15 protein-coding genes, 3 pseudogenes and 1 riboswitch are annotated in these 14,960 nt (G+C 71.6%); of the genes and pseudogenes, 5 read left to right on the top strand and 13 right to left on the bottom strand.

What is annotated here, in order from left to right; translation table 11 throughout:
* Both ABGB16_RS31570 and ABGB16_RS31565 read right to left on the bottom strand, forming a co-directional pair.
* Window positions 1-261: hypothetical protein (locus ABGB16_RS31570; RefSeq protein ID WP_347671725.1), on the bottom strand; the 261-nt coding region annotated here is incomplete at its 3' end.
* A 162-nt stretch (window positions 262-423) separates the two neighbouring features.
* Window positions 424-973: pseudogene (locus ABGB16_RS31565) on the bottom strand (transposase family protein); the annotation flags it as partial.
* 629 nt (window positions 974-1,602) lie between these two features.
* Between ABGB16_RS31565 and ABGB16_RS31560 the strand changes: the two are divergent.
* Window positions 1,603-2,049 carry an AAA family ATPase gene (locus ABGB16_RS31560; RefSeq protein ID WP_347671724.1) on the top strand — a complete coding sequence of 149 codons (447 nt, stop codon included), beginning with the start codon at window positions 1,603-1,605 and terminating at the stop codon, window positions 2,047-2,049.
* A gap of 107 nt (window positions 2,050-2,156) precedes the next feature.
* Here ABGB16_RS31560 and ABGB16_RS31555 read toward each other — a convergent pair whose 3' ends face one another.
* The 9 genes from ABGB16_RS31555 to ABGB16_RS31515 all read right to left on the bottom strand — a co-directional run bounded on the left by ABGB16_RS31555 (window position 2,157) and on the right by ABGB16_RS31515 (window position 9,961).
* Window positions 2,157-2,813, bottom strand: a complete 657-nt coding sequence (locus ABGB16_RS31555; protein WP_347671726.1) for a site-specific integrase — start codon at window positions 2,811-2,813, stop codon at window positions 2,157-2,159.
* A 719-nt stretch (window positions 2,814-3,532) separates the two neighbouring features.
* Complete coding sequence (gene thiC, locus ABGB16_RS31550; RefSeq protein WP_347671723.1) at window positions 3,533-5,125, bottom strand: phosphomethylpyrimidine synthase ThiC; 1,593 nt, start codon at window positions 5,123-5,125, stop codon at window positions 3,533-3,535.
* A 17-nt stretch (window positions 5,126-5,142) separates the two neighbouring features.
* Entirely contained in the window at window positions 5,143-5,931 is a 789-nt protein-coding gene (gene thiD, locus ABGB16_RS31545) for a bifunctional hydroxymethylpyrimidine kinase/phosphomethylpyrimidine kinase (RefSeq protein ID WP_347671722.1), read from the bottom strand.
* Window positions 5,932-6,023: 92 nt separating this feature from the next.
* A complete protein-coding gene (locus ABGB16_RS31540) occupies window positions 6,024-6,698 on the bottom strand; it encodes a thiamine phosphate synthase (RefSeq protein WP_347671721.1) in 675 nt (224 codons plus the stop codon).
* 149 nt (window positions 6,699-6,847) lie between these two features.
* Window positions 6,848-7,627, bottom strand: a complete 780-nt coding sequence (locus tag ABGB16_RS31535) for a thiazole synthase (RefSeq protein WP_347671720.1) — start codon at window positions 7,625-7,627, stop codon at window positions 6,848-6,850.
* Window positions 7,624-7,824 (bottom strand): sulfur carrier protein ThiS, encoded by a 201-nt coding sequence (gene thiS, locus ABGB16_RS31530; protein WP_347671719.1) that lies wholly within the window; start codon window positions 7,822-7,824, stop codon window positions 7,624-7,626. The genes ABGB16_RS31535 and thiS overlap by 4 nt, the downstream gene beginning before the upstream one ends.
* Window positions 7,793-8,953: a glycine oxidase ThiO gene (thiO, locus tag ABGB16_RS31525; protein WP_347671718.1), complete on the bottom strand. Its 1,161-nt coding sequence runs from the start codon at window positions 8,951-8,953 to the stop codon at window positions 7,793-7,795. The genes thiS and thiO overlap by 32 nt, the downstream gene beginning before the upstream one ends.
* On the bottom strand, window positions 8,947-9,573 hold the full coding sequence (gene thiE, locus ABGB16_RS31520; RefSeq protein WP_145775028.1) for a thiamine phosphate synthase: 627 nt from the start codon (window positions 9,571-9,573) through the stop codon (window positions 8,947-8,949). Before thiE ends, thiO begins: the two co-directional genes overlap by 7 nt.
* Window positions 9,568-9,678: riboswitch (TPP riboswitch) on the bottom strand. It overlaps the preceding gene by 6 nt.
* 148 nt (window positions 9,679-9,826) lie before the next feature.
* Window positions 9,827-9,961, bottom strand: coding sequence for a hypothetical protein (locus ABGB16_RS31515; RefSeq protein ID WP_347671717.1), 135 nt, complete (start codon window positions 9,959-9,961; stop codon window positions 9,827-9,829).
* 128 nt (window positions 9,962-10,089) lie between these two features.
* Between ABGB16_RS31515 and ABGB16_RS31510 the strand changes: the two are divergent.
* Window positions 10,090-10,441 (top strand): annotated as a pseudogene (locus ABGB16_RS31510) (transposase); the annotation flags it as partial.
* A 22-nt stretch (window positions 10,442-10,463) separates the two neighbouring features.
* Here the strand turns inward: ABGB16_RS31510 and ABGB16_RS31505 are convergent.
* Window positions 10,464-11,375: a LysR substrate-binding domain-containing protein gene (locus ABGB16_RS31505; protein ID WP_347671716.1), complete on the bottom strand. Its 912-nt coding sequence runs from the start codon at window positions 11,373-11,375 to the stop codon at window positions 10,464-10,466.
* Window positions 11,376-11,480: 105 nt separating this feature from the next.
* Here ABGB16_RS31505 and ABGB16_RS31500 point away from each other — a divergent pair, with 105 nt between their 5' ends.
* Both ABGB16_RS31500 and ABGB16_RS31495 read left to right on the top strand, forming a co-directional pair.
* Window positions 11,481-12,794 (top strand): aminotransferase class III-fold pyridoxal phosphate-dependent enzyme, encoded by a 1,314-nt coding sequence (locus ABGB16_RS31500; RefSeq protein WP_347671715.1) that lies wholly within the window; start codon window positions 11,481-11,483, stop codon window positions 12,792-12,794.
* Window positions 12,787-14,274: an amino acid permease gene (locus tag ABGB16_RS31495; protein ID WP_347671714.1), complete on the top strand. Its 1,488-nt coding sequence runs from the start codon at window positions 12,787-12,789 to the stop codon at window positions 14,272-14,274. Before ABGB16_RS31500 ends, ABGB16_RS31495 begins: the two co-directional genes overlap by 8 nt.
* Before the next feature lie 206 nt (window positions 14,275-14,480).
* Here ABGB16_RS31495 and ABGB16_RS31490 read toward each other — a convergent pair.
* Window positions 14,481-14,567 (bottom strand): annotated as a pseudogene (locus ABGB16_RS31490) (IS5/IS1182 family transposase); the annotation flags it as partial.
* Between ABGB16_RS31490 and ABGB16_RS31485 the strand changes: the two are divergent.
* Window positions 14,553-14,690, top strand: coding sequence for a hypothetical protein (locus ABGB16_RS31485; protein WP_347671727.1), 138 nt, complete (start codon window positions 14,553-14,555; stop codon window positions 14,688-14,690). The pseudogene ABGB16_RS31490 and the gene ABGB16_RS31485 overlap by 15 nt on opposite strands.
* Window positions 14,691-14,960: the final 270 nt, after the last annotated feature.

The raw sequence follows: 14,960 nt of genomic DNA, 5'->3' as shown, positions 1-14,960 counted from the left end.
GCTGCTGCTCCACCGCCCGCTGAACGGCGCGGTCGATCCGGCCGGACCGTAGCGCGTCGCTGGCTGCCAGCAGCAGCCGTACCGGCGCACCTCCGAGCCCACCCTGAGCTCCAGTTGCTGGCTGCCCGGGGCGAACAACCGATCAAGGTGCTTGACCAGGAGAGCGGCGCGCGGGGCGGCCAGCCGCGGTGGCGACCAACGGTTATTGCCGCACAAGGCAGACCGTACCGCCAGTTGGTCGCCGCAGGTGGTGGCCATCACCCTGCCCCCTCGTCCGGACCGACTATCCAACTAGTTCCCAAACGAGCCGGGCCGTACATGGACTCGCGGCCTCGCCGGTGACTGTCGGAGATTTCCTTCAATTTGAGTCGTGGCCGATAGGTGACTGAGCCATTCCGCGCAACGAGTTGACCACTGAGCGTGTCATGTGGTGCGGGCCTGGTCGACGTGGAGGATGACGAGCGCTGCGGCGACGATCTTCCCGATCCTCCACGGATCCAGGCTGACGTTGCGCACCGCCTTGAACGTCATCTTCAGCAGCGAGTTGCCGCGCTCGCCGATGGCGCGGACGCTGTTGTGGGCCTTGTTCAGTTGCTGCTGTACGAGGGTCAGGCGCCCACCTTTGGGTCTCTTGAACGCCACGGTGATGGTGACGGACTCGCCCTCATAGCCCAGGTCGCCCAGAGCGCGCAGGTCTTCGGCTGCGTTGGCGAGCGTGGGCAGGGATGTCAGTGTGGGCGCGGACGGCGGTGGTGTCGTGCTCGCGGGCGGGCCGCACCTCGGACGTCCAGATCGGCCAGCCGTCCGGGACGGTGATCACCTGGACGTTACCGCCGTGGTTGTCGTGCTTACCCGACCACGATAAATCGACCCCAGGCGTGGGGCCCGGGGTGCGGCATCGGTCGGTCTCGACCAGCATCCCGTCGATGTTGACATGGCTGTAGCCAGCTGCCTTCGCGGCCAGCAGCGCCCCGCCGCACGAGCGGTTGCGGAACGCAACCCATCGTTACGCGGAATGGCTCAATGGCAGTGGGAAGTGTTCGTTGCCACAGCCCAGGTGGCTGCTGCCACGCCGCGCGGACGCCGTCGAGGTGATCGGGGCCGCGCTGCTGGCCAAGACCGACGGGCGGCAGCGCCCCGCTCGCGGCCATCGTGACGGCAACCCGCCGCCGCCCGCTGTAACCTTGTCCCCAGGGGACTCCTGGATCGGTTCCTGCACGGTGTCGCCAAGGACCGTCCCTCGACAATCATGTCCATCGAGGAGCGTTGACCGGCGTGGTGCTGCATCGTCGGCCCGACATCGCGTTCGGCGCCCGTACGGAGCGGGGTCGAGCGCGTCGTGGCGGATGTTGCCCGCCGACACCCGCAGGACCGGTGCCGGCCCTGACGGCGAGCCGCTCCAAGCGGCGTAGGTAGGCCTCCGCGCGGATCGCTTCGGTCTGCTGCTCGACGGTTTCGTGAACCACGAAGCCCCCACCGAACGTGAGTCAGGTGGGGGGCTTCGTGGTTCCGGTTACAGAGTTCTTCCACGTCGCGCCCTAGATAGGCTTGCCGCTGGCCGGGAGGGAGCTGTCCGCCGCGCATATCCGCCAAGGAGGAATGATGCTCGCCCTTGTCATCACCCGTGGCCTGCCCGGCTCCGGTAAGACCACCTACGCCGAAAGGTGGGTTGCCGAGGATCCTGAGCGTCGCTTCCGCGTGAACCGCGACGACCTGCGGACCATGGGCCACGGTCGCAGGATCGGTGTGCGGTGGCAGGAGGACGCGGTGACCACCGCGCAGAAAGCGCAGGTGCTCGCGCTGCTGCGCGCAGGCCTGAGTGTGATCGTTGACGACACGAACTTGCCGGACGCTTCGGTGGAGCAGTGGCGGCGGCTCGCCAAGCAGGCCGGGGCGAACCTGGTGGCGGTCGACCTGCGGGATGTGCCGGTGGAAACCTGCATCGCCCGTGATGCGGCCCGTGGTGCCGGCGGTGGCAGGCTGGTGGGTGCGGAGGTCATCCGCCGGATAGCCGAGGAGGGCCGGTGCAGGGTGCTCGACGCCGTGTAGCTGGGGCAGGGTGCGGGGGCCGGACGTCATGTGGGTGTCCGGCCCTTTCGCGTTCGTCCACCTCGATACCCCCCTGGCCGGTTGTTCGGCATCAGGCTTTCGACGGCTTACTTCAGCTTCGCTTTAACCGCTCCCCTCGGTTCTGCTGCGCCGCTTGGTGTCCTTTTTGGGTTGTTTCTTGCCGGCCGGGTAGCGGGGTGCGGGGATGGAGGTACGGCCCTTGGGGCGGCCGGGTCCAGGGCGCTGCGCCTGATGGCGGCGAGGCGGTCCCGGGCTGCCTTCCGGACGAGTTCAGCGGTGGCGGCGGCGGCCTCGTGCTGGGCTGTTGGTAGCACGCTGGTGTACACGTCCGCGGTGGTGTCGATCTGGGAATGGCCCAGTTGGTCCTGAATTGTTTTGAGGTCCACCCCGGCGCTGTGGGCGAGGGACGCGGCGCCGTGCCGCAGGTCGTGTAGCCGGATGGGCGGCAGTTCGGATCTTTTGACGAGAATTGCGAACCGGTGGGTGAAGTAGCCGGGGTGGTAGGGCTGGCCGTCCGGTCGGGTGAAGACGTAGCCGGTGTCGCGGTAGGCCAGGCGGGCTTCGATGCGTCGGGCTGCCCGTTCTTGTTGCTGCTGGCGGTGGTGGATCAGGGCGGCGGTGGTGGCCCTGTCGAGGGCGACGACCCGTTGGCCTGCCGCGCTCTTGGGTGGGCCCTGGTAGACGTGGTGTCCTGCGGAGACCCGCTGTTGGACGATGGTCAACTCGTTGGCGTCGAGATTGATGTCCGACCAGCGCAGCCCGGCGACTTCGCCCCTGCGGAGCCCGCGTAGGCCGATGAGGCGCCAGAGGGCGTGGAGCGGGTCGTTGGCGTCCCGATCTTCGAGGACTACCGGACGGGCCGGGCAGCGTCCGCCCCGCCTGGCCGGTCGCGCCCGCGTCGAACTCGCCGGTCAACCCGCGCGGCGACGCCGGCGCGCCCGGCGGCGCCGGCCCAGACGGCACCACCGACAGCGACGGCACCCCGAGCGAGGCGGCCCGGATCGAGTCCGCGCCGCGTCCCCGCCACCGGGCCCTGCCGGACCTCGGCCGGAGCGCCGGCTGGGACGCCTTCGCCTCCGCCCGGCACACCACCGCCGAGGCGCCGCAGCCCAGCGACGACGGGCGGCACGCGGCGGGACGCCGCGGACGGTCGACGCCTCGCACACCGGGGAGCACCCGGCCCGCCCCGAGCGAGGCGGTCGGTGAGCCCGGCGGCGGGAAGGCGAAGCAGCGGCGGGGCCTGTTCCGGCGCAACCGGGGCAAGGCGACCGAGGTGACCGAGGCCGACCGCGAGGCGGAGTAGCTGGCGCAGGACGAGGAGTACGTCGACTGGGTGGCCGGCCTCGCCTCCGACGACGAGAACGGCGACGACGACGCCCGTACGCTGCGCACGGGCCGCCACCACCGCGACTGACTTCCGGGGGCGGGCCGGCGGTGCGACCGGCCCGCCCCTGGAGGGCGCTCAGGCCAGCGGCAGGTAGACCCGGGCCCCGGCGGAGACGAACTCCTCGGACTTGTCCTTCATCCCCCGCGCGGCGTAGTCCTTCAGCTCCTGGGTGATCTTCATCGAGCAGAACTTCGGCCCGCACATCGAGCAGAAGTGCGCGGTCTTCGCCGGCTCCGCCGGCAGCGTCGCGTCGTGGTAGGACCGCGCGGTCTCCGGGTCCAGCGAGAGGTTGAACTGGTCCTCCCAGCGGAACTCGAAGCGCGCCGTGGAGAGCGCGTCGTCCCACGCCTGCGCCCCGGGGTGCCCCTTGGCCAGGTCCGCCGCGTGCGCCGCGATCTTGTACGCGATCACGCCCGCCTTGACGTCGTCCCGGTCGGGGAGCCCGAGGTGCTCCTTCGGGGTGACGTAGCAGAGCATCGCGGTGCCGAACATGCCGATCATCGCGGCGCCGATCGCCGAGGTGATGTGGTCGTACGCGGGCGCGATGTCCGTGGTCAGCGGGCCCAGCGTGTAGAAGGGCGCCTGGTGGCACCACTCCTGCTGGCGGTCCACGTTCTCCTTGATCTTGTGCATCGGCACGTGACCCGGTCCCTCGATCATCACCTGGACGTCGTACTCCCAGGCCACCTCGGTCAGCTCGCCGAGGGTCCTCAGCTCGGCGAACTGCGCCTCGTCGTTGGCGTCCGCGATGGAGCCCGGCCGCAGCCCGTCGCCGAGCGAGAACGTCACGTCGTAGCGGGCCAGGATCTCGCACAGCTCCCGGAAGTTGGTGTAGAGGAAGTTCTCCTGGTGGTGCGCCAGGCACCAGGCCGCCATGATCGAACCACCCCGCGAGACGATCCCGGTCACCCGGTCCACCGCCAGCGGCACGTACGGCAGCAGCACCCCGGCGTGCACCGTCATGTAGTCGACGCCCTGCTCGGCCTGCTCGATGACGGTCTCCCGGAACACCTCCCAGCTCAGCTTCACCGGGTCACCGCCGACCTTCTCCAGCGCCTGGTAGATCGGCACGGTGCCGATCGGCACCGGGGAGTTCCGCACGATCGCCTCGCGGGTCTCGTGGATCCGCTTGCCCGTGGACAGGTCCATCACGGTGTCCGCGCCCCACCGGGTGGCCCAGGTCAGCTTCTCCACCTCCTCGGCGATGGAGGAGGTGACCGCCGAGGTGCCGATGTTGGCGTTCACCTTCACCAGGAACGCCTTGCCGATGATCGCCGGCTCGCACTCCGGGTGGTTGACGTTGAGCGGCAGCACGGCCCGCCCGGCCGCGATCTCGTCCCGGACGAAGTCGGGCGCGACGCCCTCCCGGATCGCCACGAACTCCATCTCCGGGGTGACCACCCCCGCCCGGGCGTACGCCAGCTGCGTCGGGCGCTTCCCGTCCGCGCCCGCCAGCGGCGTCCCGGCGCCCCGCACCGGAGCGACGTCACCCCGCTCGGCGATCCACTCCCCGCGCAGCGGCGGCAGCCCGACCTCCGGGTCGGAGCCGGGGCCGGAGGTGTCGTACAGGCGGACCGGCGGGTTGCCCCCGGTCAGCTCCACCTCGGCGAACGGCACCTGGAGATCCGGCCGCGCCCCCTCCACGTAGACCTTGCGTCGTGCCTGCATGACAGCCTCCCTGATGGTCAACAGGACCAGCCGAAGTGGTCCAGCGGGCCGCGTCCCGCGCCCAACTCCCAGTGCCGCGCGCCGGTCAGCGCGCGGGTCACGTACTCCTTCGCGGCGGCCACCGCGACCGGCACCGGATCGCCGGACGCCAGCCGGACGGCGATCGCCGCCGAGAACGAACAGCCCGTGCCGTGGCTGTGCCGGGTGGTTACCCGGGGCGCCCGTAGCAGCGTGGTCGTGCCGCCGCCGACCAGCACGTCCACCGACTCGCCGTCGGCGTCCAGGTCGCCGCCGGTCACCACCACGTGCGCCGGGCCGCCGGCCGCGATGGCCTCGGCCGCCGCGACCATTTCCACGACCGTGGTCACCGGACGTCCGGTGAGGACGCCGGCCTCTGCGCAGTTCGGCGTCGCCACCTCGGCGTACGGGAGCAGCCGCTCGACCGCCTCCACCACGCCGAGCCGGTGCCCACTGGTGGCGACCAGCACCGGGTCGACGACCAGCCGGGGCAGCTGGCCCGCCTGCGCCGCCTCGGCCACCGCGTCGGCGACCGCCGGGGTGGCGAGCATGCCGGTCTTCACCGCGCGTACCGCGAAGTCGCCGAGCACGCTGTCCAACTGGTCGCGGACGGTCTGCGGGGGCAGTGGCAGGACGGCGTTGACGCCCCGGGTGTTCTGCGCGGTGACCGCGGTGATCACGCTGGTGCCGTACGCGCCGAGGGCGGCGAAGACCTTGAGGTCGGCCTGGATGCCGGCTCCTGCGCCGGAGTCGGATCCGGCGATGGTGAGTACTGTTCGCGGCGTCACGCCTTCCCCTCTCTGGTTGCGCTTGGGGGCTGCGGCCAGCGTTCCGCGGTCGTTGCGCTGGGGGGCTGCGGCCGACCGTGCCCACGGAGGGATCAAGCCCGACCGCCCGGAGTGGGCACGGTCGGCCGCAGCCCTGTCGGGGGGACCGCCGTCGTTCGGTGCCGGCTGCGCGGCAGCGGGCTGACCGCCTCGCGGAAGCTCTCGGTCAGCGTGGTGGCTGCCTCGGTGGGGTTCTCGGCTCGCATGAGCGCGCCGAGCACGGCCACTCCGGTGGCGCCTGCCGCGACGCATGCGCTGACGTGGTCGGGGGTGTCGACTCCGCCCAGTGCCAGGACCGGCACCGGGCTGGCCTTGATCAGCTTGGCGAGACCGGTCGGCCGGAGGGGTGGGCCGTAGCCGGGTTTGGTCTCTGTCGGGAAGACCGGGGAGAGGGTGGCGTAGTCCTCTGTGCTGAGTCGGGCGAGTTCTGCCTGGTCGTGGCAGGAGCGGCCGACCAGTCCCGCGCACGGCGCCGGGTACGGGCCGGCCGCCGGCAGGTGCACGGCGTCCCCGCCGAGCGGGTCCGGGCCGGCCACGATCAACGCGCCGGCCACCTCGGCGAGGATCGCCCGCAGATCGGCGGCGAGGGCGAGGCGCTCGGCGCGCGGCAGGTCCTTCTCCCGCAGCACCACCCACCGCACTCCCCCACGGACGGCCCCGGCGACGACGTCGACGAGTGGCCCCCGCGCCACCCGCCGGTCCGTCAGCAGCACCACGCCCGACGGCACGGCGCGGCCCGGGATCTTGGAGAATTCCGGCCCCGCCAGGGGCCACTTCCTGCCAAGATCTGGAGCCGAAGCTGCGACCCTGCGACCAACCGACCCCTGGCGGGGAGGATCCGCACCGGGATCCGCCGGAGCGAGGTGCGACGCGCGGCTCACAGGTCCGGCCGTCCCTCGTCCGGGGTGGAGGCGAGGGCGTGGAAGCGGCGGGCGATCCGGCCCGCCCGGTACGCGAGCCGCCCGGCCTCCACGGCGTACCGCATGGCGGTGGCCATCGCCACCGGGTCCGCCGCCCGGGTGACCGCGCTGGCCAGCAGCACCGCGTCGCAGCCCAGCTCCATGGCGAGCGCCGCGTCCGAGGCGGTGCCGATGCCGGCGTCGAGGATCACCGGCACGTCCACGCTCTGCCGGATCAGCCGGATGTGGTGCGGGTTGCTCACCCCCAGCCCGGAGCCGATCGGGGCGCCGGCCGGCATCACCGCCGCACACCCGACGTCGGCCAGCCGCCGGGCCAGCACCGGATCGTCCGAGGTGTACGGCAGCACGGTGAAGCCGTCCGCGACCAGCTCCTCGGCCGCGCGCAGCAGCTCCACCCCGTCGGGCAGCAGGGTGCGGTCGTCCCCGATCACCTCCAGCTTCACCCAGTCGGTGCCGAACGCCTCCCGGGCCAGGTGGGCCACCTTCACCGCCTCCGACGCGGTGTAGCAGCCCGCGGTGTTCGGCAGCAGCCGTACGCCGCAGCGGTCCAGCAGGTCGAGCAGCCCGCCGGCGGTGCCCGGGGCGGTGTCCACCCGGCGCAGCGCCACCGTGACCAGCTCGGTGCCGGAGGCCCGGACGGCCTGCTCCAGCACGTGCAGGTTGGCCGCGCCGCCGGTGCCGAGGATGAGCCGGGAGCCGAAGCCGACCCCGCCGAGTTCGAAGGACACTCCGCTCACCCGCCCTGGGCGGCGCTGAGCACCTCGACCCGGTCGCCGTCGCGCAGCACGGTCACCGACCAGCCGCCGCGCGGCACCACCTCACCGTTGACCGCGACCGCGAGGCCGCGTTCCTGGTCGGTGACCGCGCGGACGACCTCCGCGAGGGTCGTCCCGCCGGGCAGGTCACGCCCCGTGCCGTTGACGATCAGTTGCACGTCTCCTCCTCGATGGTGGATGCGTCCGATCCCGGCCCGTGGTGGCCGGCGCGTCGGTGCCGGCGAACCGGTCGGGGGTGAAGGGGGCGAGCAGCGGGTCCGGCTCGCCGGTGACGATCAGCTCGGTGATCAGGTCGGCGGTGACCGGGGTGAGCACGATGCCGTGCCGGTGGTGTCCGGTGGCGGCGAGCACGCCGGGCCGGCCGGGCAGCGCCCCGATGATCGGCGCGTTGTCCGGCGTACCGGGGCGCAGCCCGGCGGATGCCTCGGCCAGGTCGTACTCGGCCAGCTCGGGGACCAGGTCCACGGCGGCGCGGAGCAGCCGGAGCACCCCGCCGGCGGTCACCTCGGTGTCGGCGCGCTCCTCGACGGTCGCTCCGACCACCACCTCGCCGCTGTCCCGGGGCACCAGGTAGACCGACTCGCCGTCGGCGTACCCCCGGACCACGTGCCGGAAGTCCGGCGCGCCGCGACCGGGCGCGCGGAGCCGCAGCACCTGGCCCTTCACCGGACGGACCGGGAGCCCGGTGAGCGCCGCCGCGCCGCAGCCGGCCGCGACCACGGTGACCCGGGCGTCCACCTCGGACAGGTCGCCGATCACACCCGGCCGCCACACCGCGCCGGCCTGCTCGGCGGCGGTCCGCAACGCGGCGACCAGCCGGCGCGGGTCGACCTGGTGGTCGCCGGGGGCGACCGCGCCGCCGCGCACGCGCGGGGCCAGCGCCGGTTCGCGGTCCCGCAGCTCCGAGGGGCGCAGCGGCGTGATCGGCAGCCCCAACCCCTGCTGGTACGTCCAGAGTCGACGCGCCTCGGCCAGGTCGTCGGTGGTCAGCCCGACCACCAGGGTGCCGTCGGTGCGGTAGCCGAGATCGGCGCCGGCGGCCTCGGCCAGCTCGGCGGCGAACCCGGGCCAGCGGGCGGCGGACTCGGTGAGCAGCCCGGTCAGCTGGTGCTCCCCGAAGTACGCCTCGGCGACCGGCGCGAGCATCCCGGCCGCCACGTGCGACGCGCCCGTACCAGGGGCAGGATCGTGCACCGTCACGCGCAGTCCCCGAGACGCGCACCGCCACGCGACAGCCAGCCCGACCGGTCCCGCCCCCACGACAGCGACGTCCGGTCGGGTCAGCACGTCAGGGCCTCGATCAGGTCAGCAGTCGTGCGTGCGGGATCGGGGCTGGCGGAAATCGCCCCGACCACCGCCACCCCGTACGCCCCGGCGGCGCGCAGCGCCGGCACCGACGCGGCGGTCACCCCGCCGATCGCGATGACCGGCACGTCCACCGCTCCGGCGACCGCGCGTACCCCCGCGGGGCCGATCGGCTCGGGCAGCCCGGCCTTGGTGGTGGTGGCGTGGCAAGGGCCGACGCCCAGGTAGCTCGCCCCGGCGGCGACCGCCTCGGCGGCGGCCACCGGTTCCCGGGCGGTCGCGCCGAGCACGGCGGTGGCGCCGAGCACCTGGCGGGCCGCCCGCACCGGCAGGTCGTCGGCGCCGACGTGGCCACCCGCCGCGTCCACCGCCAGCGCCACGTGCAGCCGGTCGTTGACCAGGCACGTCGCCCCGTACGGCCGGCACAGCGCGACCACCTGGCGGGCCAGCTCGTACGCCTCCCGGTCGGTGGCGTCGTCCTCCACCCGGACCTGGACGACCAGCTCGGCGCGGGCCACCGGCAGGGCGGCCCGCAGCACGCCGAGCGGATCCCGCCCCGGCCGGGTGTCGGTGATCAGATGCAGTCGTCCCAGGGACGGCACGGCAACACTCCTCCCTGCGCCGGCATTACCCGGATCAGGTTCGACGGTCGGGGGCTTACAGCCCCCCTCTCAGCCCGGTACGCACCGGGCTCCCGTGGGTCACTTGCGGCCTACCGTACGGTGTTCCACCGGATCCGCCAAGGGTGGGTGACGCTTTTCCCTCGACCGCCCGCGTTTCGCGCCGTCGGGCTGCCGCCGGAGAGCCGGCTGCCCCGGCGCCGTCGGTACGGCACCGGGGCAGCGGAAAGCCCGGTCAGAGGAGGGCGTCGAGCGCGTCCAGGTCCTCGTCGGTGGGCTGCCAGGCGCCCGCCTCGGCGTTGGCGTGCACCTGCTCGGTTGGCCTGTCGCACGTCCTAGCGGCGTTGCAACAGGTCCCGGCCGACCTCACCGCCTCCCCGGAGTCCCATACCGCTCATACTCGCCCGCACAACCCTGGCTCACCGGCGCGTTGGACGGACGTACACCGAAAAGTCCTACCCGGAGACGGCGGTGTCGGCCTCGCGGATGTCGCCGGTCCCCCGCACCCGGCCTGACGCGGTCGCCAGCGACAAGGCCTACTCGTCCCGCGGCAACCGCGCCTACCTACGGGAACACCACATCAAGGCAGTCATCCCCGAGGGACCAGGCCGCGAACCGGAAGAAGAAGGGCAGCCAGGGCGGCCGACCCGTCAACCACGACGCCGACCTCTACAAGGAGCGGAACACCGTCGAGCGCCTGATCAACAAGCTGAAGGCCTGGCGAGGCATCGCCACCCGGTACGACAAGACCCCCGAGAGCTACCTCGCCGGTCTACACCTCCGCGCCTCGATGATCTGGATCAAGGACCTCACGCGGCACTCCTTGATCACAACCAAATACGCGCCCTAGCACTGCAACCCGATGTCGTCGCCTACGGCAGTTCGAGTCGTTTGCGGTAGCGCCGGCCATCCACCACATCCAGAGCGACCTGGGCGAACGCCGCCGCGGCGGGTGGAGCGCCGGCGCGGTGGGCCACCGCTACCTCGCAAGAGGGCATGCCGGTGATCGGGACGAAGACGACGCCGGGGCGGGCGTACAGGCGGGGGGCGGTCTCCGGGACGATCGAGATGCCCCGGCCGAAAGCGATCGCCTGCAACTCCGCCTCGAAAGTGGCCGCCTCGTGGACGACCGTGGCCGGCTCGGTGCGGTAGGCGTCGAGGATCCAGTAGTCGCGCCAGGTGCCCTCGCCGGGCGCGGCGACGATCGGCTCGGCCAGCAGCTCGTGGACGTCCACCTCGGACCGGGCGGCCAGCGTGTGCCGGGCCGGCACGCAGGCGAAACATCGCTCGGCCAGCAGCGTACGGGTGGTGACGTCGCGGACGCCGTGCAGCGGGGGACGCACGATGGCCACGTCGGTGTCGCCGGTGTCCAGGCCGCCGTTGGGCGCGCTGAAGTCGTACTCGATCACTTCGATCTTGACGTCGGGGTGTTGCTCGGTGAACGCCTGCAGGATCACCGGCACGTACTCGACAGCCGCACCGATCAGGTAGCCGAGGCGCAGGCGGCCGGCCTGCCCCTGGGCGATCCGGGACGCGGTGGCCATCGCCTCCTCGAAGCGGTCGAGCACGGCCCGCGCCTCGGCCAGGAACGCGACGCCCTCGCGGGTCAGCACCGTGGCGCGGGTGGTACGTTCCAGCAGCATCAGCCCGAGATGGTGTTCGAGCTGCCGGATCGTGTAGCTCAGCGACGGTTGCGCGATGTGCAGGCGCTCGGCGGCTCGAGTGAAGCTCAATGTCTCGGCGACCGCGACGAAGCACCGCAGGTGCCGGAGCGTCACGTTCATAGACAGCATCTATAAAGCCTATGAAACTCGGTCTTTCCCCTGGTATCGCCGGCGTTTCTAGTCTTCGGTCATCCCTCAGCACCGAATCGGATCGGATGGCCGTTCATGGTAGATACCGCAGCAAATCGCGAGCACGCCAAGACCCTTCTCCTGCACGAGCCGGCCGGCGGCGACCCCACCAAGCTGACCCTGGTCCGCGCCGAGGGCTCGCTGGTCTGGGACGACGCCGGCATCAGCTACATCGACTGCACCGCCCAGGCCTGGTCCAACAATCTCGGCGCCAACGACCCCCGGGTCATCGAGGCGGCGATCGAGCAGACCCGCGCGATCACCCACGCCCGCCCGACCTTCCACACCCCGGCCCTGCTCGACCTGGCCGAGCTGCTCGTCTCCATCGCGCCGGCCGGCCTGGACCGGGTCGGTTTCACCCTGCACGGCTCGATGGCCGTGGAGATGGCGCTGAAGCTGGCCATGCGCAACCGGCCCGGCGCGCAGCACATCGCGATCCTGCACGACGCGTACCACGGCCGGTCGATCACCACGATGGCGGCGAGCTGGCCCCACCCGGACAACCCGTTCGGCCCGATCCAGGCCCGGTTCCTGCGCCTGCCCCGGCCCGACCTCTACCGCCCGCGGGCCGGCCTGACCCCCGAGCAGGACACCGAGCTCACCCTCGGCCTAATCCGCGACGTGCTGGACAGGGGCACCGACGGGCCAGTGGCGGCCATCGTCTACGAGCCGATCCAGGGCAACGGCGGGCACAACGAGTTCCTGCCAGCCTGGCACCGCGGGCTGCGGCAGATCTGCGACGAGTACGACATCCTGCTGATCGTCGACGAGGTGCAGTCCGGCCTGGGTCGTACCGGCGCGATCTGGGCCAGCGACCTCTACGACATCCGGCCGGACATCCTGGTCTTCGGCAAGGGTGTCGGCGGCGGCTTCCCCCTCGCCGGCGTGCTCACCCGGGCCGAGCTGGCCACCTTCAGGTCGGGCGACGATCAGCTCACGTTCGGCCAGTTCCCGATCTCGATCGCGGCCGGTCTGGCCGCCGTGCGGGCCATCCTCGACGACAAGCTCAGCGAGACCGCCGCCGAGCACGGCCGGTACGCGACCGGGCGGCTGCTGGAGATGAAGGAGCGCCACCCGCTGATCGGCGACGTGCGCTGCCCCGGCCTGATGGTCTGCATCGAACTGGTCCGCGACCGGGTGACCAAGGAGCCGGCCACGGAGGAGACCCGCGGGGTCTTCCTCGAGGCTCAGCGGCGCGGAGTCATCTTCGGCGAGAACAGGTACGCCGGGCTCGGCAACCTCATCAAGATCAAGCCACCCCTGGACATCAGCCATGAGCTGCTGGCACGCTCCCTGGACGTGCTGGACGAGGCGTTGACCGAGGTGGAGCGGAGGTACGGCCGTGACTGAGCGATCCGATGAGGCCGACCTCGCCGATCTGGGTTACGAGCAGAAGCTCAGCCGCAGCATGAGCTCGTTCACCGCGTTCGCGCTCGCCTTCTCGATGGTCTCCATCAACACCGGCGTGATCAGCATGTACAAGTCACCCTTCGACGAACTGGGCGGCTCGGCCGTGCTGCTCTGGCTGCTGGTGCTCCCGGCCGTGCTGCTGCTGGTCGCCGTCTACGCCCACCTGGCCGGCCGGTTGCCCATCACCGGCTACGCCTACCAGTGGTCGAGCCGCCTGGTCGGCCCGAACTTCGGCTGGTTTACCGGCTGGATCGCGCTGATCTCGTTCTTCGCCGGCACGGCCGGTACCGCGGCCGGCCTGGGCGCGGTCTTCGCCCCCGAGATATGGGCCGACCCGACCCCGCACCAGGTGCAGGCGCTCAGCATCGGCTGCACCGTCCTGGTCGCGATCATCAACATCATAGGCGTACGGGCTGCAAGCCGGATCAACAACATCGGCGCCTCGATCGAACTGGTCGGCACGGTCCTGCTCGGCATCGTCCTGCTGGCCGGCGTGGTATTCGCCTTCAAGCACACCCAGGGCCCGGCCATCCTGACCGACACGACCTCGCTGAACGGCAACGCGGTCGGCCTGACCAGCATCTCCCTCGCCGCGCTGCTGCCGGTCTACGTGCTGCTGGGCTGGGAGGGCGCCGCTGACCTGGCCGAGGAGACGCAGAACCCGCGCCGGGCCGCCCCAAGGGCCATGTTCCGCGCGGTCATCTGGTCCGGTGTCATCGGCTTCGCCGTCTTCGCCCTGCTGGCCATGGCCATGCCGAGTGCGCCCGAACAGTTCTTCGCCGGTGCCGAGAACCCGGTGTTCCGCCTGGTCGGCGAACAGGTCGGCGGCTTCGCCCGGGCCCTGCTGCTCGTGGTGGCGTTCGCCTCGATCTTCGCCTGCCTGATCGCCAACATGGCCGTGGCCACCCGCATGACGTTCGCCCTGTCCCGGGACAACATGCTCCCCGGCTCGACGGCCCTGCAGGCGGTCGGCTCCCGCACCAGGGCCCCGATCAACGCCATCATCCTGGTGGCGGCGATCGCCATCGGCCTGAATCTGCTGAATGAAGGCCTGGTCGGCAAGATCTACGCGATGGTGGGCCTCACCTATTACCTGACCTACGCGCTGACCCTGGCCGCCGCCTGGATCGCCCACCGGTCCGGCCGCATCCCGGCGGCCGGCGAGGGCGTCTTCTCCCTGGGCCGCTGGCTCCCGGCGGTGGTGGCCCTGGGTGCCGCCTACTGCGTAGCGGTGATCGCCGCCCTGACGGTTCCCGAAGTCAACAACCAGAACGCGATCACCGTCCTGGTTGTCCTGGGCTTCGGCTTCGTCTGGTGGGTGGCGGTCCTGCGCCGGCGCCTGCGGACGGGCACCGCCGGACCGCCGAAGGTCGCCGCCACCCCGGCCCACGCCGGTGTCCCCGAGCCGGCCCTCGACTGACCGCGAAAAGGGCTCCCGTCACCCTCCGGGGCGGCGGGAGCCTTGGTGGTCAAGGAAAAGCGCTCCGGACACCGCAGCGCGGGGAGCCTGGGCTGAGAAGCGGGACAGCCTCGAGGTGCTTTGAGGCGGGAGCGGCGCTGTCGGTGGGGGCGGTGAGACCGCCCTCTGAGAGGGCGTTTGGTTCACGCCTTTTGCGGCTTGTGAGGCTAGTACGTACCCCGCCAGGTTGGTGTTGCCTCGCCCGTTATGCGTTTGGCGAGGTTGTCGATCGAGGCGATGTGGATCATGGCTTCGTCACCACCGCCCGCCGCTACCGCACCATCCAGATCCGGGCCGGCGAACACACCATCACCGCAGCCGACCCCCTACCCGACGAGCTCCACGCCGCTCTCAACGCGATTCACGGCACGCACTAAATGGCCCAAGTCTGGCCATCTACGGCCGTCGATCGGTGAAGGGGTCCCCTGATAGGCAGAAAATCCGGCTGCGTCCCGGCACCTCCGCGTCGGTTCCCCGACCTCCGAGCAGCCACCGAGCAGCCACGAATCGGCCCTCATGCCGGCTCTTCGAACTTGAGCGGGGTTTGTGGCTGAGCCGACCCGAGAGTGAAGGGCTCGCAGCCCGTCAGTGATCATCTGAGTGTCTAGTTCGGATGGTCACAAGTGAAGAGCTGCGAGCATGATCAA

Source organism: Micromonospora sp. B11E3, from assembly GCF_039871625.1.
Lineage (GTDB): Bacteria > Actinomycetota > Actinomycetes > Mycobacteriales > Micromonosporaceae > Micromonospora.
Note: the sequence above shows the minus strand (reverse complement) of the source record. Positions and strands in the feature narration are given on the sequence as shown.